Source organism: Citrobacter sp. LJND-P06 (assembly GCF_058188415.1).
Map to the genome: position 1 here is coordinate 1,450,923 of NZ_CP187317.1, position 20,971 is coordinate 1,471,893.

The 20,971-nt window shown below is 54.2% G+C and carries 21 protein-coding genes; 11 read left to right on the forward strand and 10 right to left on the reverse strand.

The features are described 5' to 3' along the window. Nucleotides 1–34: 34 nt before the first annotated feature. The gene (locus ACO7SM_RS07010) at nt 35–1,039 is read right to left on the reverse strand and encodes a chemotaxis protein (protein ID WP_490470232.1); all 1,005 of its coding nucleotides are present in this window, start codon (nt 1,037–1,039) and stop codon (nt 35–37) included. A 64-nt stretch (nt 1,040–1,103) separates the two neighbouring features. Then, the gene (gene rbn, locus ACO7SM_RS07015) at nt 1,104–2,021 is read right to left on the reverse strand and encodes a ribonuclease BN (RefSeq protein WP_490470882.1); all 918 of its coding nucleotides are present in this window, start codon (nt 2,019–2,021) and stop codon (nt 1,104–1,106) included. Between the two features lie 65 nt (nt 2,022–2,086). On the opposite strand from rbn, the gene ACO7SM_RS07020 reads away from it, so the two are divergent. From ACO7SM_RS07020 to menE, 8 genes are all read left to right on the forward strand, one after another. Continuing rightward, on the forward strand, nt 2,087–2,548 hold the full coding sequence (locus tag ACO7SM_RS07020) for a GNAT family N-acetyltransferase (RefSeq protein ID WP_490470233.1): 462 nt from the start codon (nt 2,087–2,089) through the stop codon (nt 2,546–2,548). Between the two features lie 53 nt (nt 2,549–2,601). Then, complete coding sequence (gene elaB, locus ACO7SM_RS07025) at nt 2,602–2,907, forward strand: stress response protein ElaB (protein WP_490470234.1); 306 nt, start codon at nt 2,602–2,604, stop codon at nt 2,905–2,907. 104 nt (nt 2,908–3,011) lie between these two features. Then, a complete protein-coding gene (gene menF / locus ACO7SM_RS07030; RefSeq protein WP_490470235.1) occupies nt 3,012–4,310 on the forward strand; it encodes an isochorismate synthase MenF in 1,299 nt (432 codons plus the stop codon). 84 nt (nt 4,311–4,394) lie between these two features. Continuing rightward, the gene (menD, locus tag ACO7SM_RS07035) at nt 4,395–6,065 is read left to right on the forward strand and encodes a 2-succinyl-5-enolpyruvyl-6-hydroxy-3-cyclohexene-1-carboxylic-acid synthase (RefSeq protein ID WP_490470236.1); all 1,671 of its coding nucleotides are present in this window, start codon (nt 4,395–4,397) and stop codon (nt 6,063–6,065) included. Continuing rightward, the gene (gene menH, locus ACO7SM_RS07040) at nt 6,062–6,820 is read left to right on the forward strand and encodes a 2-succinyl-6-hydroxy-2,4-cyclohexadiene-1-carboxylate synthase (RefSeq protein ID WP_490470237.1); all 759 of its coding nucleotides are present in this window, start codon (nt 6,062–6,064) and stop codon (nt 6,818–6,820) included. Before menD ends, menH begins: the two co-directional genes overlap by 4 nt. 14 nt (nt 6,821–6,834) lie before the next feature. Beyond that, nucleotides 6,835–7,692: a 1,4-dihydroxy-2-naphthoyl-CoA synthase gene (menB, locus tag ACO7SM_RS07045; RefSeq protein WP_490470238.1), complete on the forward strand. Its 858-nt coding sequence runs from the start codon at nt 6,835–6,837 to the stop codon at nt 7,690–7,692. Next, a complete protein-coding gene (menC, locus tag ACO7SM_RS07050) occupies nt 7,692–8,654 on the forward strand; it encodes an o-succinylbenzoate synthase (protein ID WP_490470239.1) in 963 nt (320 codons plus the stop codon). Before menB ends, menC begins: the two co-directional genes overlap by 1 nt. Then, a complete protein-coding gene (menE, locus tag ACO7SM_RS07055) occupies nt 8,651–10,024 on the forward strand; it encodes an o-succinylbenzoate--CoA ligase (protein WP_490470240.1) in 1,374 nt (457 codons plus the stop codon). Before menC ends, menE begins: the two co-directional genes overlap by 4 nt. An 11-nt stretch (nt 10,025–10,035) precedes the next feature. Here the strand turns inward: menE and arnF are convergent, their stop codons facing one another. Genes arnF through arnB form a run of 7 tightly spaced genes read right to left on the reverse strand, consistent with a single transcriptional unit; the run spans nt 10,036 to nt 17,418 of the window. Next, on the reverse strand, nt 10,036–10,428 hold the full coding sequence (gene arnF / locus ACO7SM_RS07060) for a 4-amino-4-deoxy-L-arabinose-phosphoundecaprenol flippase subunit ArnF (protein WP_490470241.1): 393 nt from the start codon (nt 10,426–10,428) through the stop codon (nt 10,036–10,038). After that, nucleotides 10,428–10,763, reverse strand: a complete 336-nt coding sequence (gene arnE, locus ACO7SM_RS07065; protein WP_490470242.1) for a 4-amino-4-deoxy-L-arabinose-phosphoundecaprenol flippase subunit ArnE — start codon at nt 10,761–10,763, stop codon at nt 10,428–10,430. The genes arnF and arnE overlap by 1 nt, the downstream gene beginning before the upstream one ends. Next, nucleotides 10,760–12,415: a lipid IV(A) 4-amino-4-deoxy-L-arabinosyltransferase gene (gene arnT, locus ACO7SM_RS07070; RefSeq protein WP_490470243.1), complete on the reverse strand. Its 1,656-nt coding sequence runs from the start codon at nt 12,413–12,415 to the stop codon at nt 10,760–10,762. The genes arnE and arnT overlap by 4 nt, the downstream gene beginning before the upstream one ends. After that, entirely contained in the window at nt 12,415–13,314 is a 900-nt protein-coding gene (gene arnD, locus ACO7SM_RS07075) for a 4-deoxy-4-formamido-L-arabinose-phosphoundecaprenol deformylase (protein WP_490470244.1), read from the reverse strand. Before arnD ends, arnT begins: the two co-directional genes overlap by 1 nt. Then, nucleotides 13,311–15,296 (reverse strand): bifunctional UDP-4-amino-4-deoxy-L-arabinose formyltransferase/UDP-glucuronic acid oxidase ArnA, encoded by a 1,986-nt coding sequence (arnA, locus tag ACO7SM_RS07080; RefSeq protein WP_490470245.1) that lies wholly within the window; start codon nt 15,294–15,296, stop codon nt 13,311–13,313. Before arnA ends, arnD begins: the two co-directional genes overlap by 4 nt. Next, nucleotides 15,293–16,276 (reverse strand): undecaprenyl-phosphate 4-deoxy-4-formamido-L-arabinose transferase, encoded by a 984-nt coding sequence (gene arnC / locus ACO7SM_RS07085; protein WP_490470246.1) that lies wholly within the window; start codon nt 16,274–16,276, stop codon nt 15,293–15,295. Before arnC ends, arnA begins: the two co-directional genes overlap by 4 nt. A gap of 2 nt (nt 16,277–16,278) precedes the next feature. Beyond that, on the reverse strand, nt 16,279–17,418 hold the full coding sequence (gene arnB, locus ACO7SM_RS07090; protein ID WP_490470883.1) for a UDP-4-amino-4-deoxy-L-arabinose aminotransferase: 1,140 nt from the start codon (nt 17,416–17,418) through the stop codon (nt 16,279–16,281). Nucleotides 17,419–17,700: 282 nt separating this feature from the next. Here arnB and ACO7SM_RS07095 point away from each other — a divergent pair, with 282 nt between their 5' ends. Further along, nucleotides 17,701–18,306 (forward strand): histidine phosphatase family protein, encoded by a 606-nt coding sequence (locus ACO7SM_RS07095; protein ID WP_490470247.1) that lies wholly within the window; start codon nt 17,701–17,703, stop codon nt 18,304–18,306. Nucleotides 18,307–18,377: 71 nt separating this feature from the next. Here ACO7SM_RS07095 and nudI read toward each other — a convergent pair whose 3' ends face one another. Beyond that, nucleotides 18,378–18,803: a nucleoside triphosphatase NudI gene (gene nudI, locus ACO7SM_RS07100; protein WP_490470248.1), complete on the reverse strand. Its 426-nt coding sequence runs from the start codon at nt 18,801–18,803 to the stop codon at nt 18,378–18,380. Between the two features lie 273 nt (nt 18,804–19,076). Between nudI and ACO7SM_RS07105 the strand changes: the two genes are divergently transcribed. Both ACO7SM_RS07105 and ACO7SM_RS07110 read left to right on the forward strand, forming a co-directional pair. Then, nucleotides 19,077–19,619 (forward strand): YfaZ family outer membrane protein, encoded by a 543-nt coding sequence (locus tag ACO7SM_RS07105; RefSeq protein ID WP_192612876.1) that lies wholly within the window; start codon nt 19,077–19,079, stop codon nt 19,617–19,619. 128 nt (nt 19,620–19,747) lie between these two features. Continuing rightward, nucleotides 19,748–20,944, forward strand: a complete 1,197-nt coding sequence (locus ACO7SM_RS07110) for a nicotinamide mononucleotide deamidase-related protein YfaY (RefSeq protein WP_490470249.1) — start codon at nt 19,748–19,750, stop codon at nt 20,942–20,944. The last annotated feature ends 27 nt before the right edge of the window (nt 20,945–20,971 follow it).

The following is a 20,971-nucleotide window of genomic DNA, read 5'->3' on the forward strand; positions in this document are numbered from 1 at the left end:
CGCCTCGGCGGGTTTTTTTATACTTACAGTAAAATTAGCCAATCAACTGACGGCTCACCAGTGGGCCACTGACGTTTTGCGCCGCGCGTTCCATCACCTCCTGAATCACCGATGACAGCTCATTGACTTCAAACTTCGCCACATAGCCATCGGCTTTCACTTTGCGCACATGATCTTCGTTGGCGCTACCGGAAAGCGACGAGTGGATAACCACCGGGATTTTCTTCAGTCGTTCGTCGGTTTTGATTTTGCGGGTGAGGGTAAAACCGTCCATCTCTGGCATTTCGAGATCGGTCAACACCAGAGCTATTTTCTCGCTGATCGGTTTGCCTTCCGCTTCGGCCTCTTTGGCCAGTTGCTGGATCTTCTCCCAGGCATCTTTACCGGTGATATGCATCTGATGCGGGATTTCCATGGCATTTAACCCTTTCTCCAGCATCGCGCGGGCCACTCTCGAATCTTCTGCGACGATCGCCACCGCCCCTGGCGTGATATTGAACTTATTGGTCTTCAGATGGGCGGCACGCAAATCGTGATTTGACGGTACGATGTCATAGAGGATCTGCTCGACGTCGAGCACCAGCGCCAGGTTGTTGGTTTCTTTGTCTTCATCCAGACAGGCGATGCTGGTGATATAGCGACCGTTGACGGCTTTCTCGGCAGTATGAACCTGCTGCCAGTCCAGACGCAGGATATTCTCGACAGACTCCACGGCGAATGCCTGAACACTGCGGGCATATTCGGTGATCAGCAGAATATTCAAGCCAGTCTCGGGTTTACACCCGGCGACGGCCGGAAGGTCGATAACCGGGATCACCTGATCGCGAATGTTGACCATACCTAAGAGGGGCGCTTTCATCCCGGCCGGGCGCGTAAACGTCGGCATGGGAACAATTTCGCGTAGCTTAAATACGTTGATGCCAAACAGCTCTGATTTCTGCTCGTGCACCGATGTCCCGAGACGAAACAGCAGCAATTCAAAGCGGTTGGACAGGGTCAGGTTCGCCCTGTCATCAATATCTTTCTGGAAATTGTCCATTCTGTCCTCAATGTGAAATCCAGCCTTGTCACTGTTATCGGCACGGAGGGCAAAAAATGGAGCGTTAAACCGTGAAAACGGCGAAATCGTAGGCCAGTTCGGTTGCAGGGAAAATCGCCTGACACTCCGCCAGCATCCTGCGGCATCCTTCTGCGTCATAGCGTGAACTGATATGGGTAATGACCAGGCGACCGACGCGCGCCTCCTTCGCCAGCAGCGCAGCCTGACGGGTTGAACTGTGTCCACGGCTATTGGCTTTTTCTTCCATCGACGTCTCCAGCGTGGTTTCATGCACCATCACATCCACGCCTTTTGCCAGTTCGTACGCGCCGGCACAGGGCGCGGTATCGCCGAAGATCGCCACGGATTTTCCCGCGACGGGCGCGGCGAGATAGTCCGCGCCGTGGATCCGTCGACCATCTTCCAGCACGACGCTTTTTCCGGCCTTCAGATCCTGAAAGTGGGGGCCGGGTTTCACGCCTGCCGCCTTTAACGCTTTCGCATCCAGCGCGCCAGGTTTGTCGTGTTCTTCAATACGGTAGCCGTAGCACTCCAGCGGATGTTCCAGCGCAAACGCCGTCACTTTACGTAAACCATCGTCCAGAATCTCACCGGCGGTGATTTCAATAATCTCCAGCGGATAGTCGGTCCAGGAACCGCTGAGGCGCAGAGCGGTTTCGGTAAATTCGCGCAGTCCCTTTGGTCCGTAAATCGTCAGCGGATGGGGATTGCCCGCCATCGACCGACTGCACAGTAAACCCGGCAAACCGAACAGATGATCGCCATGCAGATGGCTAATGAAAATGCGCTCGAGCTTACCCGGATTAAACGCGGTGCTGAGCATCTGGTGCTGCGTGCCTTCGCCACAGTCAAACAGCCACAACCCGGGCTGCGTAGGGTGCTGTAGATTCAGTAAGGTCGCCGTCACATTGCGTGAGCGTGTAGGAACGCCTGCAGAAGTACCTAAGAAAATGAATTCCATCATTCCATTACACTTTTGAACAACATTCTGGCTAGTATAAAGCGAATACGACAAAGGAGCGCATAATGATCCACTGGCAAGATCTTCACCATTCTGAATTATCCGTCACCGCGCTCTACGCGCTGCTTAAATTGCGCTGCGCGGTGTTTGTGGTTGAACAGCAGTGCCCTTATCAGGATGTCGACGGCGACGATCTGGTGGGGGACAATCGCCATATTCTGGGGTGGCGCAATGATGAGCTGGTCGCGTATGCGAGGATTCTGAAAAGTGACGACGACCTGGAGCCTGTGGTGATTGGCCGGGTGATTGTCAGTGAGGCGCTGCGTGGCGTAAAACTGGGTGAACAACTGATGACCCGGACGTTATCCTCTTGCGCTAACCACTGGCCGGAAAAGGCATTTTATCTGGGGGCGCAGGCGCATTTACAATCGTTCTATGGTCGTTTTGGATTTGCCCCGGTGACCGGCGTCTATGACGAAGACGGTATTCCCCATATCGGCATGGCGCGGGAGCCCGGACAGGCGTAACCGGGCTCAGTTGTCTATAGTTAGCGGATACGTTAATCGCAAGGGAGAAGACAATGTCATTTCATTCTTATCATTCACGTATCGATGACGACATCGAATTTTTGAGCGAAACGCTGGAAGAAGTTCTGCGATCCTCGGGTGATCCTGCCGATCAGAAATATGTCGAGCTCAAAGCGCGGGCGGAAGCGGCGGTGGAAGAGGTCAAAAATCGGGTGAGTCACGCATCAGACAGCTATTATTACCGGGCGAAACAGGCTGCCTACCTGGCCGATGACTATGTTCATGAAAGACCCTGGCAGGGAATTGGCGTGGGTGCGGCGGTTGGACTGGTGCTCGGATTACTGCTGGCGCGACGTTAAATTTCGTCTTGTAGCCTGGACAGCATTTCCTCCTTAAACTGAGGTACTGCAATTTCTTTGCAGTACCCCGTATAATGTGAGGTTTTTAACAGGGAGAGGTCCGCGTGCATTCAATTACTACAGCGCTGGAGAATCTGATGCGTCAGTTGTCGCAAGAGATTCCAGCAGCACCCGGAATTCGTGTTTTCGACGTTCCTTTTCCTCTAAACGATGCGTTTGACGCCCTGAGCTGGCAGGCGAGCCAGTCCATCTGGCCGCAATTTTACTGGCAGCAGCGCAATGGCGATGAAGAAGCCGCCGTGCTGGGCGCGGTGTCTACATTCCGCTCTCTGGATCTGGCGCAACAGTTTTTGCGCCTGCATGCGCATCATGCCGATCTGCGTATCTGGGGATTAAACGCGTTTGAGCCGCAGCGCGGGAACCTGGTGCTACCGCGCCTGGAATGGCGACGCTGTGGCGGAAAGGCGACACTGCGCCTGCATCTTTACAGCGCGCATTCCCTGCGTGAAGATGCCGCAGACGCGGTTCGCTTTCTCTCATCACTGGTGAGCATTAAATCGCTGCCCGCGCTGCATTTGACCCTCACGGATGAAAAGCATTCACCGGATAAAACCGGGTGGATGAATTTAATCCAGCTCGCCACCCGCACCATCGCGCAGGAACAGCTTGATAAAGTGGTGCTGGCGCGGGCGACGGATTTGCAGTTTTCCCGTCCGGTGAATGCCGCGGCGGTGATGGCATCAAGTCGCCGTCTGAACCTGAACTGTTACCACTTTTTCATGGCATTTTCTGCCGACAGCGCGTTCCTGGGCTCTTCACCTGAACGCCTCTGGCGTCGGCGCGATACGGCGCTGCGTACTGAAGCGTTGGCCGGGACAGTGGCTAATCATCCCGACGATCACCGTGCCTGGCAACTGGGCGAGTGGTTGATGAAGGACGATAAAAATCAGCGTGAAAATATGCTGGTGGTGGAAGATATCTGCCAGCGACTGCAAAACTGCACTCACACGCTTGATGTTCTCCCTCCGCAGGTTCTCAGGCTGCGTAAAGTTCAGCATTTGCGGCGTTGCATCTGGACGGCGCTCAATCAGCCGGACGACGCGCTCTGTTTACACCAGTTACAGCCGACGGCGGCGGTAGCGGGAATTCCCCGCGAACTGGCGCGTCAATTTATTCAGCAAAATGAACCCTTCGAACGTGAATGGTACGCCGGTTCGGCGGGCTATTTGTCGCTACAGCAAAGTGAATTTTGCGTGTCGCTCCGCTCGGCGAAAATTACCACCAATATTGTGAGGTTGTACGCAGGCGCGGGGATTGTGCGCGGCTCGGATCCTGAGCAAGAATGGCAGGAAATAGACAATAAAGCGGCAGGGTTGCGCACTTTATTACAGATGGAAGTGTAATGAGTTACACATTCCCGACTCATATCAAAAATCCATTATTTCGATTCTTTATACTTAGTCGCAATATTGATACCGGACAATCTCATGTCAGTAAGCGCATTTAACCGACGCTGGGCGGCGGTCATTCTGGAAGCTTTAACCCGCCACGGCGTGAGGCATGTTTGCATTGCCCCTGGCTCTCGTTCAACGCCATTAACGTTGGCGGCGGCGGAAAATTCTGCTTTTATCCACCACACGCACTTTGATGAGCGTGGGTTGGGCCACCTGGCGCTGGGGCTGGCGAAGGTCAGTAAACAACCGGTTGCGGTGATCGTCACTTCCGGGACGGCGGTGGCGAACCTCTATCCGGCGCTGATTGAAGCCGGGCTGACGGGCGAAAAACTCATTTTGCTGACGGCGGATCGCCCGCCAGAATTGATCGACTGCGGCGCTAATCAGGCGATTCGTCAGTCAGGCATGTTTGCTTCACATCCCTCGCAGACACTCTCTTTACCGCGACCGACTCAGGATATTCCGGCAAGCTGGCTGGTTTCTACCCTTGATAATGCGCTTGCTTCGTTGCATGCCGGCGCCGTTCATATCAACTGTCCTTTTGCTGAGCCGCTGTATGGCGAGATGGACGACACGGGTATTGAGTGGCAGCAGCACCTTGGCGATTGGTGGCAGGACGATAAGCCCTGGCTGCGCGAGGCGCGTCGACTGGAGAGTGAAAAACAGCGTGACTGGTTCTTCTGGCGGCAAAAGCGCGGCGTAGTCGTTGCCGGGCGGATGAGCGCGGAAGAGGGCAAAAAAGCCGCGCTATGGGCGCAAACGCTGGGCTGGCCGTTAATTGGCGATGTACTGTCGCAAACCGGACAACCGCTGCCTTGTGCCGATCTCTGGCTGGGTAACCCAAAAGCGATCAACGAATTGCAACAGGCGCAAATTGTCGTGCAACTGGGCAGCAGCCTGACCGGTAAACGCCTGCTGCAATGGCAGGCCAGTTGCTCTCCGCAAGAATACTGGATTATCGACAATATCGAAGGTCGTCTGGATCCCGCTCACCATCGGGGACGCCGACTGGTGTCAAAAATTGCCGACTGGCTGGATCTGCACCCGGCTGAAAAACGCAATCCGTGGTGCGTGGAGATCCCGCGTCTGGCTGAGCTGGCATGGCAGGCTGTGGTTGCCCGTCGCGAAAACTTTGGCGAAGCCCAACTGGCTCACCGAATTCGCGAGTATTTGCCACAACAGGGGCAACTGTTTGTGGGGAATAGTCTGGTGGTGCGACTGATTGATGCCTTGTCGCAACTGCCCGCCGGATACCCGGTATACAGTAACCGGGGGGCGAGCGGGATTGATGGCTTGCTCTCAACGGCTGCTGGCGTTCAGCGCGCGAGTGCGAAATCGACGCTGGCGATTGTGGGCGATTTGTCGGCGCTTTACGATCTCAATGCGCTGGCGTTATTGCGCCAGGTCTCTGCGCCGTTTGTGCTGATCGTCGTGAACAATAATGGCGGGCAAATTTTCTCGCTGTTACCCACACCGCAGAGCGAGCGTGAACGTTTTTATCTGATGCCGCAAAATGTCCATTTTGACCATGCGGCGGCGATGTTCAATCTGAAATACCATCGTCCGGAAAACTGGGATGAGCTGGAAGATGCGCTGGCTGGCGCATGGCGCACCCCGACGGCGACGGTGATTGAAATGGTGGTCAATGACACCGACGGCACGCAAACGCTGCAACAGTTATTAGCGCAGGTCAGTCACCTGTGACCCTGCATGCCCACGCAGTAAAGGGGCAGCCGGGTTCGCCCTGGCTGGTCTTTTTGCATGGGTTTTCCGGCGATAATCGGGAATGGCAAACCATTGGTGAGCAGTTTCAGACCTGCTCACGGTTGTATGTTGACTTGCCAGGGCACGGCGGTTCTGCAACGATTCGTGTGGAGGGGTTTAGCGAGGTGATTGCGTTGCTGCGCAAAACCTTGCTTAGTTACAACATACTCAACCACTGGCTGGTGGGATACTCACTTGGCGGCCGGGTGGCGATGATGGCGGCGAGCGAGGGAATTCCCGGACTGTGCGGACTCGTCGTTGAAGGCGGTCATCCTGGACTGCAAAGCGAGGCTGAGCGTGATGCGCGCCGACGCTCTGATGGGCAGTGGGCGGCGCGTTTTCGTCATGAACCGCTGTGTGACGTCTTTAACGACTGGTATCTGCAGCCGGTTTTTGCCTCGCTGAACGCGCAGCAACGAGAAGCACTGGTTGCCCTGCGTAGCCAGAACAACGGCGAAACGCTGGCGGCGATGCTCGAAGCAACGTCGCTTGGTGTACAACCTGATTTACGTGATGCGCTGAATGCGCGCACAGTTGCGTTTTATTATTTATGTGGCGAGCGAGACAGTAAATTTCGCGCACTGGCGAGCGAACTGTCTGCGCCTGTCCATGTGATTCGTAATGCCGGACACAACGCGCATCGGGAAAATCCCGCAGGCGTGGTGGAGAGTCTGGCTCAGATTCTGCGTCTCTGACTAAAGGACACACTATGATCTACCCTGATGAAACAATGCTTTACGCACCGGTTGAATGGAACGATTGCTCTGAGGGCTACACTGACATTCGTTATGAGAAATCCACCGATGGTATTGCAAAAATCACCATTAACCGTCCGCAGGTACGCAATGCATTTCGTCCTGTGACCGTCAAAGAAATGATCCAGGCGATGGCGGATGCGCGTTATGACGACAATATTGGCGTGATTATTCTCACCGGTGCAGGCGACAAAGCGTTTTGCGCCGGCGGCGACCAGAAAGTCCGTGGCGACTACGGCGGATATCAGGATGACTCCGGCGTTCATCACCTCAACGTGCTGGACTTCCAGCGCCAGATCCGTACCTGTCCGAAGCCGGTAGTGGCGATGGTTGCCGGGTACTCCATCGGCGGCGGTCACGTACTGCATATGATGTGCGACCTGACCATTGCTGCGGAAAACGCGGTCTTTGGGCAGACCGGCCCGAAAGTCGGCTCTTTTGACGGCGGCTGGGGCGCATCTTACATGGCGCGTATCGTCGGCCAGAAAAAAGCGCGTGAAATTTGGTTCCTGTGCCGTCAGTACGACGCGAAGCAGGCGCTGGACATGGGCCTGGTCAACACCGTGGTTCCGTTGGCGGATCTGGAAAAAGAAACGGTACGCTGGTGCCGCGAAATGCTGCAAAACAGCCCGATGGCGCTGCGTTGCCTGAAAGCGGCGCTGAACGCTGACTGCGATGGTCAGGCGGGGCTGCAGGAACTGGCCGGCAATGCCACCATGTTGTTCTATATGACGGAAGAAGGTCAGGAAGGCCGCAACGCCTTTAACCAGAAACGTCAGCCTGATTTCAGCAAATTCAAACGGAATCCGTAATGCGTAGCGCGCAGGTATACCGCTGGCAGATCCCCATGGACGCGGGGGTGGTTCTGCGCGATCGGCGGTTAAAAACTCGCGACGGTCTGTATGTCTGTCTTTGTGACGGCGAGCGCGAAGGGTGGGGAGAGATCTCCCCACTGCCGGGCTTCAGTCAGGAAACCTGGGAAGAAGCGCAGACAGCCTTGTTGGCGTGGGTAAACGACTGGCTGGCGGGCGCTGCATCGCTGCCGGAGATGCCGTCTGTGGCCTTTGGCGTCAGTTGTGCATTGGCCGAGCTGGAAGGCACTTTACCAGAAACGGCAGATTACCGGGCTGCGCCGCTGTGTACGGGTGATCCTGATGATCTGGTGCTTCAGCTTGCCGACATGCCAGGCGAAAAAGTGGCGAAGGTGAAAATCGGCCTGTACGAAGCCGTACGCGATGGCATGGTCGTCAACCTGTTACTGGAGGCGATTCCAGACCTGCATTTACGTCTGGATGCTAACCGTGCCTGGACGCCGCTAAAAGCGCAGCAGTTTGCAAAATATGTGAACCCGGATTTCCGTTCCCGGATTGCCTTTCTCGAAGAACCGTGCAAAACCCGCGATGATTCTCGCGCGTTTGCCCGTGAAACCGGGATTGCCATCGCCTGGGACGAAAGTCTGCGCGAAGCCGATTTTGCCTTTATGGCTGAAGAGGGCGTGAGTGCGGTGGTTATCAAACCGACTCTGACCGGCAGCCTGGCAAAAGTACGCGAGCAGGTTCAGGCGGCGCATGCGCTTGGACTGACCGCCGTCATCAGTTCTTCCATCGAATCAAGCCTGGGGTTGACGCAACTGGCGCGCATTGCTGCCTGGTTGACGCCACAAACTATTCCGGGTCTGGATACGTTAAGCCTGATGCAAATTCAACAGGTGCGTACCTGGCCGGGGAGTGCTCTGCCGTGCGTAGACGTTGACGCTCTGGAACGACTGCGATGATCTTCCCTGACTGGCCGTGGCGGTACTGGCGGCAGGTTCGGGGGGATGCGCCAGCCTTACGCCTGAATGATGAGGTGTTAAGCTGGCGCACGCTCTGTACACGTATTGATCGCCTGGCGGCGGGGTTTGCCGCCCAGGGCGTGGAGGAAGGCCGTGGTGTGATGCTGCGTGCCTGGAATCATCCGCAGTCTTTGTTGGCCTGGCTCGCTCTGCTGCAATGTGGCGCGAGAATCTTGCCCGTCAATCCGCAACTGCCTCAGCCCCTTCTGGATGCTCTGTTACCTGAGCTCACGTTGCACTTTGCACTGGTGCTGGACGGGGAAAATACCTTTCCTGAGTTGACGCCGTTGCAGATGCAGGACATTGAAAGCGACTATGCCTGCACGTGGCAGCCACAGCGTTTGAGTTCCATGACGCTGACTTCCGGCTCGACGGGATTACCCAAAGCGGCGGTACACAGCGCGAAAGCGCATCTGGCCAGCGCTGCGGGGGTTTTATCGCTGATGTCCTTTGCTGAAGGCGATGACTGGTTACTGTCGCTGCCGTTGTTTCATGTCTCGGGCCAGGGCATTTTGTGGCGTTGGCTATGTGCTGGCGCGCGAATGACCGTACGCGACAAACAACCGCTGGAGCAGATGCTGGCTGGTTGTACTCACGCCTCTCTGGTGCCGACGCAACTCTGGCGTTTGCTTACCAACCGTTCATCGGTCACTTTAAACGCGGTGCTTTTAGGCGGCGCGGCGATTCCGGTCGCGCTGACGGAAAAGGCGCGCGAGCAGGGGATTCGCTGCTGGTGCGGTTACGGTCTGACGGAGTTTGCGTCCACGGTGTGTGCGAAAGAGGCGGATGGCCTGGGGGATGTTGGCTCCGCGTTGCCTGGCCGGGAAGTTAAAATCGTCAATGGCGAGGTCTGGTTGCGTGCCGCCAGCATGGCGGAAGGATACTGGCGCAATGGTAAGCTGATACCGTTAGCGAATGACGAAGGCTGGTTTGCCACGCGCGATCGCGGCGTGCTGCAAAACGGTAGACTGACGATTGCTGGCCGTCTGGATAATCTGTTTTTCAGCGGCGGCGAGGGGATTCAGCCCGAAGAGGTGGAACGTGTTATCACTGCGCACCCCCACGTGCTACAGGCCTTTGTGGTTCCGGTTGAAGACCGCGAGTTTGGTCATCGCCCGGTGGCAGTTGTTGAATATGACGCTCAGGCTGAAGGTGTCGACCTCGCTGTGTGGGTTCAGGGTAAACTGGCGCGCTTTCAGCAACCCGTTCGCTGGCTGACGCTCCCGCCAGAGTTGAAAACCGGCGGTATCAAAATTTCTCGCCGCGCGTTGCTGGAGTGGGTTCGGACAGTGGGAGCGTCTGATGGGTGAAAAGTGACCGCTCAGGTTCGGCGAGGTTTTTTTTGCGCAGGTAAGAAAATGATCATTAGCCCGGCCATAATGCACGCAACGCCCAACAGCGCTTTCAGAGAGAACGCGCCCTGCATCCCAGGCAGCACCATCGATGCAATCCAGACGAGAATGTAACTGAGACTCAGCAAGGCATATGCCTTACTGAGTTCGAGATGATGCAGTGCGTTATGCCAGCAAAAGACGGAAGCCAGATAGCCCAGCAGCCCGGACAATAACGCGATGGCACTGGCGTGAGTGTCAAACAGCGCCGCAATAAAGGCACCTGGGTGCAGCATGGGCGGCAATGACGCCATGGCAAAGCCAAGACTCAGTTGGGCTGCCGACGTGATCAACACGCTGAGAAGTCCCCACAATAATCCCATTATACCGCGCTCCCAAGCACAAAAATGCCGGTGATAATCAGCCCGACACCCAGCCAATGGCGAACAGTGACGGGCTCATGCCAAATTTTCCAGGCTGCCAGCGTGACCCAGACAAAGTTAAGACTGAGCATCGGATAGGCAATGCCGACCGGAATTGTTTGCAAAACCAGTAACCACAGCACCATCGCCGCGCCGAGGCAGGCCAGCGCAAGACCCAGCCACAGGGCAATGTGGCGTTTTCGGTCGTGCGACTGAACCGGTCGGGTCGCTTGCTTCTGGCATAACTGTCCGCCAACGCTGAGCAAGCTGGCCAGAATTAAGACTGGCCAGATCATTTTGGATAGTACTGAATTAGCACCAGACGCCCCTGATTATCAATATTATCTGCAGGTGGTATGGCAAGGTCATGGATGTTTTCATCCTTTGCAATAGAAAGCACGAGTGAAATCTTTCCTTCCTGACGATGTTGACTAAGCCACTCATTAAAGTCATCACTGCTGACATAGCGGCCTTTCGCATCGGGATAATTGAGGCCATATTTTAGCTCTCCTTTCTGCCCGTACATGATGATGTCATCTCGCCGCAAACTCCAGGCCAGACCGGCCGCCACGCCGACGCCGTCCGTCAGGATATAGCGGCTCGACATCAACGATTCCCGCGTCATCTCGACGAAAAATTGCGGTTGCTTCGATTCCATAACCCGGTCGGGGATCGAAAAACCAAAGAAAATCGCCAGTCCCAGAGGGCTCAACGCAGAGAGCATCCACGTGTCGCGGGGAGTACTCAGGGTATACCAGCCAAAAACCGTCCAGATGATGAAGATCCCCCATGAGCAAAAGACCTTGTACAGCTCGATATGTATCCAGATGGGAGACTTCAATGGCCCCCAGGGGGAAACGATAAAGGTCGCAACGATCCCTACTATGCCAAAGGCGATGTTAATCCAGGCATTGGCACGCAGTGCAGGACTCTCTTTGCGTGCCGCCAGTTGGCCGTAATGCGCCATTAATATCGCTAACGGCGCGAAACAGGAAAGAACATAGGTTGGCAATTTACCCTTAGCGATGCTGAAAAAGAGCAGCGGCATGACAATCCAGCATAACAAGTAGCCGGTGGTACGTGCGGGATCGCGGTTTTTCCAGCCCGCCCACAGTGAACCGGGGAGCAGCCCCAGCCACGGAAGGCTTCCTGCAATTAACACGGGCAGGTAGTACCAGAAAGGGGCTTTATGCTGGGCGTCGTCCATCGCAAAACGTTGAATGTGCTCGACCCAGAAGAAATAGTGCCAGAAATCCGGCTCGCGCTGGGCGATGGCAATCCCCCACGGGAGTACAATAGCAATACAGCTCAGGACGGCCAGCCAGCCGTAAATGAACAGATCGCGCCAGCGTTTTTGAACCATGACCCACGGTAAAACGCTCACGACCGGAACGGCCAGGGCAAGAAAGCCCTTGGTCATCACCCCCATGCCGCACGTCACGCCCAACAAGAGAAACGCGATGATTTTTGTCCTGGTTGACGTAGCCTGCATCCCTTCCCAAATACAGCACATGCCGGCCATTAACCACAGGGCGATCATGGGGTCGAGTACGGCATAGGTGCCAATACTGTACACCGCTAACATCGTCAGATAGATAATGCTGGCGAAGGCGGCAGTGCGTTTATCTTGCCAGAGTCGAAACGCCAGCCAACCCACAAGTACTGCGGTGAGTAATGTTGCAAAAATAACGCCGGCACGAACGCCAAAGTTGTTGGCGCCAAATAACCACTGCCCGAGACTATTAATCCAATAACCCGCAATCGGTTTTTCAAAATAGCGTAGTCCCATAAAATGCGGAACTATCCAGTCACCGGACACTAACATCTCACGGCTGATTTCGGCGTAGCGTGATTCATCAGGCTGCCAGAGCAGGCGACTGTTGATGGGCAGAATATAGTAAAGCGCAAAGAGCGCGGCGAATGCCAGATAATAACGTAGAGATTTCATCAAGTGTCACTCACCTGTTGCTGACAGCCCAGCCAGCCTTCCCGGCCAGCGATGTTGCCACGAACAATTTTCCCCGCAGGTAATGCTTCCGGCGTGGCCGGAAGTAAATCGCCAAGAGGGCAAAAAGTAATACCTGCCGCCGCCGCACGAATGAGCAGGTCTTCAAATTCCTGATGATGGGCAATACCTTCAACCTCGGCGTGAATGGTATAGACCGGTGTTCCTTCGCTCATCGATATGCGGGAGAGGAGCCAGGTATTGAAATCCTCTGCCTTCACTTCTCGCCCTACAACTTCATCCCAGGTGGGGAGCGTGACGGGGATCTGCGGTGTGCCGGTTTGACCTGAATCCAGAATGGGGCGAAATAGTGATGAACCCCGACAGTCGCTGTTATAGCGCAAAGGGAAGGTTTCTTTTGCATGAACCACGCGCTGGTCGGCGCGCCATCCCGCGACGGCGGAGCAGGTGACTGGTTGCCCGGTTAACGCCTCAAGCGCGGTGATGCCGCGTGCGATATCATTAATGAGCGTGAAATCATCCCAGTTTCCGCTGTGGGTCTGCCAGGCATGATGATCCCAGGCGTGTAACCCCGTTTCGTGTCGCTCTGCGGTATCGCGGATAATCTGCGCATTCGCACGCCCAATCTCTTTACCCGGCCAGGCGGTGCCAGCCAGCAGAATATCCCAGCCGTAAAGCGATGCTGCGTTCGAGCGCAGCATTTTCCACAAAAATTGGGGCTTCACGAGACGCCAGAGATGGCGCCCCATGTTGTCAGGCCCGACGCTGAAGAAAAAACTTGCCCGAATATGATATCGGTTCAATGTCGCCAGCAGGCGGGGTACGCCTTCACGCGTCCCCCTGAAGGTATCGACATCAATACGCAAGCCCACTTTTGTCATGATGCGTGTTCCGTTATATCCACGCTGCGCAAGAAGAAGTCCAGAGTTTCTTCGATGGTTTCATCCATGGCAATGGACGGTTCCCAATCCAGGCAACGTTTCGCATTGCGGATATTGGGTTTGCGGTGCTCGACGTCCTGGTAACCCTTACCGTAGTAAGTGCTGCTTTCGACGACCCGGAAACCGGCAAACGGCGGGAAATGCTGGCGCAGCGGGTGTTTCTCGAAGCTGCTGAGCAGCATTTCCGCCAGTTCCTGAATGCTCGCCTCATTATCCGGGTTACCGATGTTAATGATTTCACCTTCGCAGCGGCCTCCATCATTTTCAATGATGCGGAATAACGCCTCAATGCCGTCGCGAATGTCGGTAAAGCAACGTTTTTGTTTTCCGCCTTCAATGAGCTTAATAGGAGAGCCTTCGACCAGGTTCAGGATCAACTGGGTAATGGCGCGCGAACTGCCGATACGGGCGGCATCAAGGCTGTCCAGACGCGGCCCCATCCAGTTGAAAGGCCGGAAGAGGGTAAACCGTAAGCCTTCTTTCTCGCCGTATGCCCAAATCACGCGGTCCAACAATTGTTTGGAAACCGAGTAAATCCAGCGCGGTTTATTCACCGGGCCAACAATGAGATTCGAGCTATCCTCATCAAACATTTTATCCGTGCACATGCCGTAGACTTCAGATGTCGACGGGAAAATAATCCGTTTACGGTATTTCACGCAGTACCGGATGATCCTCAGGTTCTCTTCAAAATCCAGCTCAAAGACGCGCAGTGGGTTACGGGTGTACTCAATCGGGGTCGCGATCGCCACCAGTGGCAGCACGACATCGCATTTTTTGACATGGTATTCAATCCATTCGGAATGAATGCTGATGTCGCCTTCCACGAAATGAAAACGGGGATGATCGAGAAAACGGCCAATCGCATCGCTACCAATGTCCAGACCATACACCTCGTAGTTCTCTTCACGCAGCAATCGTTCGGTCAAATGGTTACCAATAAAACCATTCACACCAAGGATCAGCACGCGGGTAGGCCGTGTAGCGGTTGAAACAGACGGCGTATTCAGGCGAGAACCCGCCACCAGACCCAGCGACAACGCCAGTTGCGAACCCTGCATATAGATGCCGTCGCCAGCTTGCCCGGTGACAATCTCCAGTGCGCCATCCGCGCAGGCGATAAGCAACGGCGCGATGGAAATCACCGTGCCCGCCGGATGTTTATCTGTCACTTCAGGATGTACGCGTGATGACCATATCGTGAACTTTTGGGTGCCGACGTGGCTAAACGCGCCAGGCCAGGGATCGGACACCGCACGCACCATATTGTGTAATTCTGCTGCCGGTTTATTCCAGTCAAGGCGGCTGTCTTCTGGCGTGCGACGGCCATAACAACTGGCGTCGGATTCCCGCTGGGGCATCTCTTCAATACGCCCGTTTTTAATGGCGGGAAGCGTGTTTGCCAGTACCTGACGGGCCGCCTGACATAATTTTCGGTGCAAGGTTATCGCGATGTCTTCCGGTGCGATGGCCACGCGTTGCTGAGCGACAATCGCCCCCGCATCAGCGCGTTTCACCATTCGGTGAAGCGTCACGCCGGTTTCGGTTTCGCCATTGACCAACACCCAGTTCAGCGGCGCGCGCCCCCGGTATTTGGGCAGCAGTGAACCGTGAAGATTAAATGCACCTGCCGGCGCGAGGGACAAAATGTCATCGCTGAGCAAATGGCGGTAGTAGAATGAGAAAATAACGTCAGGGGCGAGCTGGCGAATACGCTCAGTCCAGATAGGATGGTTGACGTCATCCGGGGCAAACACCGGGATACCAGCATCCGCGCCCAGGCGGGAAACCGAGCCAAAAAACGCTTTTTCCGCAGGATTATCAGCGTGGGTAAAAATGGCGGTTATTTCATAACCTGCGTCCAGTAATGCCCCAATTCCCTGACATCCCATATCGTGATACGCGAAGACGACGGCTTTCATGCGTGACTTTCCTCAGTTGACTGCGGGTTTTGTGGACGGATAACGTGCTGAACAAAATAGCGGGGACGGGCGCGTACATCGTTATAGATGCGGCCAATATATTCACCGAGTAACCCCATACCGATGAACTGTGCGCCGATAAACGTAAACAGGACGGCAAACAGCATAAAGACCCCTTCAGCGGCCCACTGAGGCCCGAGCGTCAGTCGAAGCACGACGAGAAGTACCGCCAGAGTAAAGCCGGAAGCGGCGATCACGCTGCCCAACAGGCTTAACATACGTAACGGCGTGGTCGTCAGGCAGGTCACCAGGTCGTACATCAAATTGATCAGGCGCATGAAGCTGTATTTGGAATCGCCAAATTCGCGCTCTGCGTGATGCACCGGAATTTCCGTGGCCCGGCGAGCGAAAATATTGGCCAGAATCGGGATGAACGTACTGCGTTCCTGGCAATGCAGCATGGCGTCGACAATGTGACGACGATAAGCACGCAGCATGCAGCCATAGTCTCCCATGGCTTTGCCCGTAGTACGTTGAATCAAATTATTAATCATCCGGGAGGCTGTTTTGCGAAACAGGCTGTCCTGTCGGTTTTGACGCACCGTTCCGACGACATCAAATCCTTCCTCTGCGGTGGCCACCAGACGCGGGATCTCTTCCGGCGGATTTTGTAAATCGGCGTCCAGCGTGATCACCAAATCCCCTGTGACGTGGCTGAAACCGGCCATAATGGCGGAATGCTGGCCATAGTTGCGATTCAATAAGACCGCCACGATGTGGCTGTCTTTACCCTGAGAAGCGTTGATCAGTAGCTCAGCAGAGTTGTCGCTACTGCCGTCATCCACCAGCAAAATTTCGTACTCTTTGCCGAGCAGTCGGCATGCGGCGTCGGTTCGTCTGATAAGTTCAGGCAGGCTTTCCTGTTCGTTATAGACAGGAATCACAACAGACACTTTCGTAATGGGGGCAGCGTCAAACATGATTATTGTCCCACCAGTTGTTGAAGCGCCGTAATGACGCGGTCAGTATCATCGGAAGTCATATCAGGGAATAACGGCAGCGAGCAGATGCGGGCGCTGTTCCATTCGGTATTCACAAGTTGCAAGTCTTTGAAATGTTCACGGTAATATTTTTGCGTGTGTGCGGCCCGGAAATGTAAACCTGTACCAATTCCGCGGGACTTAAGCGCTTCCATTAACACATCCCGACCTATGCCACAACGCGTTTCATCTACGCGGATAATAAACAGATGCCAGGCATGAACGTGCGCCCAGGACGGTTGAGCCAGCGGTTGAAAGGGGGTATTCGCCAGCGCCTGTTGATAGCGCAGGGCAATTTCCGTTCGACGGGCATTAAGTTGCTCCAGCTTACGCAACTGCACCAGGGCGATAGCCGCATTAATATCGGTCAGATTGTATTTAAACCCGGGAGCGATGACTTCAGCCTGTGGCGCCCGGCCAAAGGTTTGTCGGTCATAGGCATCAACGCCAAGACCGTGAAACTTAAGGCTACGAAGTTGTTGAGCGAGTGCGGCGTTATCCGTGACAATTAACCCGCCTTCCGCGCAGGTGACGTTTTTGATGGCGTGGAAGGAGAAAATAGCGGTGCCGCGCCAGCCGACATGATGCCCCTTATACCGGGTGCCCGCAGCATGGGCGGCGTCTTCAATAACCGGAATGCCATAACGCTCGCCAATGGCGTAAATAGCGTCCATATCGGCCGGTGCGCCTGCGTAATGTACCGGGATAATCGCTTTAGTGCGCGGCGTGATCGCGGATTCGATTTGCTCCGGCGTGACCATCAACGTGTCGCTGTCAATATCGATCATCACCGGCGTCGCGCCCAGCAACACAATCATGTTGAGTGTGGAAACCCAGGTCATTGACGGTGTGATCACCTCGTCGCCTGCGCCGATACCAAGCGCCATTAGCGTGATGTGCATTCCGGCGGTGGCAGAACTCACAGCAATGGCATGCTGGTTTCCGGTTAGCGTACAGAAGGCGTCTTCTAACGCCTGGTTTTTGGGGCCGGTCGTTATCCATCCAGAGTCAAGAACTTCCCGGACAGCGGCAAGTTCTTCCTCACCCATCGCTGGGCGAGAAAAAGGCAAAAAGTCAGACATCATATTTCCTTTAGCCATAAATCGCTGTCACCCCTTATATTTAAAGAGGATAAATAGCAGAACGAAAGGGTAGTTATTTCATTTGGTCATGCAGAGTAAAGATTGAATATTAATTTAACCTTAAGAACTTAAGATAAGTGGGAAATAATAAAATATTTTTGTTTTTATCTATTTATCTTTTGCCTTTGTTATTTTTTTAAGGCATTTTGCACACAGTCCTGGATTTATTTTTGAGCCACGCTGGGTAGCGTGGTTTATCAGTTTTAATGAGTGGAAATTATCGTGTTAGCATTAACCGTACGTTCAGTAAAATCTAAAAAAATCATCACTATCATGATGATGGTGCTTGCTATTGCGGCAGGATTCAGCACCCGGTTAGCCTGGAGTAGTAATGGATTGCCACGGATCGATAGCGAGACGCTCGCGGCGATCGCCCGCCAGCACCCTGTCGTCGTGCTATTTCGCCACGCTGAACGCTGCGATCGCTCTGACAATAAATGCCTGTCGGATCAAACCGGTATCACCGTCAACGGCGCGCATAATGCCAGAGAGGTCGGCAAAACGTTTAGCGCGAAGATTAATGATTACGATCTCTATTCCAGCGATGCCGTACGTACAATTCAGTCAGCGACCTGGTTTTCCGCCAACAAGAAGGTCACTGTCGATAAAAATATGCAACAATGTGGGTACAGTATTTATAGTTCGATTGAAGCATTGCAGAAAAAGTCAAAAAATAAAAATGTGGTGATATTTACGCACAATCATTGTTTATCTTATATTGCGAAGGATAAACGTGGCGTCAAATTTGAACCTGACTATCTGGATGCGCTGGTGATGCATTCTGAGAATGGAAAGTTGATCCTGGATGGTGAACTCGTCTCCCGATAAGGGGAACGAATAAGGTTATTATGAAGTGTGGAAAACATCGTCATAATAACCTTTGAATATGTCAGGTCTAATTACAACAGACCTTTCAACGATAACGTCTTACGGGTGGCGACATTGAGGTCGTAGCCTGCAAGGTCTTCCGGTTTTACCCACGCCCAGTCCTGGAACTCTTCATTAATCTGTACATCACGATTCGCTGAAATGCAGTCAAAAATAAGATAAATCATATAGATTTCTTCCTGACGACCATCCGCATACGTTTTGGTGCGAATATCATCGCTGAACGTCCACGGGGTAATATCGGTCAGGATTAACGTCTCGCCCAGTTCTTCCCTGACTTCCCGGCGCAGCGCTTCTTCGATCCGTTCACCAGGCTCAACGCCGCCGCCGGATAGCGCCCATTGACCGGGAAATACGCCACGGTCATCGGCCATTTTGCATAATAGGTAACAGCCATCATTCTGAATTAACGGGCAAACAATAGTCCTTTGACGCATCGATATATTCCTTGCAGAGGAGGGAGAAGGGCAGATAAAGAATACGGGACCCGGCGCATCGGTGGAAGCGGTTATTTGGTCATCAAGCGAGTCACAACACGATTATTGTTTCTGCTAATTTAAAATTTGTAACCATTTAGAAACGTTATAAGTAGTATTTGGTTACAATATGCCATCGGATCGCTTTTTTAGATCATTGATTCCTGAAGCACTGGCAGTACAATCCTGCGGTTTTGGGATCTTAAATTTATTTGCTTGCTGGAAAGGGAAAAAATGAAAAAAAGCGTTTTATTCGGTCTTGCTGGGATACTGTTTGTTTCTGCGTCGGCGAATGCAATCAGTATTAGCGGCCAGGCTGGCGAAGAGTACACTAACCTCGCCGTGGGTATCGGTACTGAATCTTCCGGACTGGCGTTGAGTGGTAACTGGATGCACAGCGACGACGACGGCGATACGGCAGGCCTTGGCCTTGGTGTGAACATCCCGTTGGGACCGTTTATGGCAACCGTTGGCGGGAAAGGTCTCTGGACCAACCCGCAAGATAACGATGAAGGTTATGCTGCTGCAGTAGGCGGTGGTTTACAGTGGAAGATCGGCCAAAACTTTAACCTGTTTGGCGAATACTACTACTCTCCGGACTCGCTCTCCAGCGGAATTGAGAGCTATGAAGAGGCAAATGCAGGGGCGCGTTTAAACATTCTGCGTCCGCTGAGCATCGAGGCTGGATACCGTTATTTGACCCTCACAGGCAAAGACGGTGCGCCTGATAACACGATTGCTGATGGCCCGTATGTCGGTGTGAGTGCCAGCTTCTGATCCTGATGGCGCGACCTTCGTCGCGCCTGCTTTATCCTGTTCTCCCTTTCCCTCCTCTTTGTTTCTTACCCCCTCTCTGTACGCTTTGCGTTATATACTCCTCATACTTCAAGTTGCAGGAGAACACGATGTTAAACGTGGAGATGTTATCCACCGGGGATGAAGTGTTGCACGGACAAATCGTGGACACCAACGCCGCCTGGCTGGCTGATTTTTTCTTTAACCAGGGAGTGCCGTTATCACGCCGAAATACGGTGGGTGACAATCTTGACGATCTGGTGGCGATATTACGTGAACGTAGCGAACATGCCGATGTGCTGATCGTCAATGGCGGTCTGGGGCCCACCAGCGATGACCTGAGTGCGCTGGCAGCGGCGACGGCAAAAGGTGAAGGGCTGGTGCTTCATGAGGCATGGTTGGTTGAAATGGAGCGTTTCTTCCGCGAGCGCGGGCGAGTCATGGCTCCCGCCAACCGCAAGCAAGCTGAACTGCCTGCCAGCGCCGAGTTTATCAATAACCCGGTGGGGACGGCGTGCGGATTCGCCCTGAAGCTCAATCGTTGTCTGATGTTTTTTACGCCGGGCGTCCCGTCTGAATTTAAGGTAATGGTCGAACATGAGATTCTGCCGCGTTTGCGTGAGCGTTTTTCACTGTCGGAACCTCCGCTTTGTCTGCGCTTGACCACGTTCGGGCGCTCGGAAAGCGACCTCGCACAGAGTCTTGATGCGCTGACGCTTCCGCCTGGGGTCACGATGGGATATCGATCGTCGATGCCGATCATTGAGCTGAAACTCACCGGACCTGACACGCAGCGAGAAGCGATGCAGGCGATATGGCCGCAGGTCAAACGTGTCGCCGGGCAAAGCATGATTTTTGAAGGCACCGAAGGATTACCTGCGCAAATTGCCCATTGCTTACAAGAGCGTCAACTGAGTCTGACCCTGAGTGAGCAATATACCGGCGGCCTGTTAGCGCTTCAGCTATCACGAGCGGGCGCGCCGTTGCTTGCCAGCGAAGTGGTGCCCTCTCAGGAAGAAACGTTGGCTCAGACCGCACACTGGACAACGGAGCGACGCAGCAAGCATTACGCCGGACTGGCATTAGCCGTTTCCGGGCTCGAAAACGAACATCTCAATTTTGCACTGGCGACGCCGGAAGGCACGTTTGCCTTGCGTGTACATTTCAACGCGAACCGGCACAGTTTGCAGGTGCGTCAGGAGGTCTGCGCCATGATGGCGTTGAACATGTTACGTCGCTGGTTAAACGGGATGGACATCGCCAGTGAACATGGCTGGATTGAGGTGGTTGAGTCGCTGACGGTATAGCGCTGCAATACCCGATGGCGTAGCGCC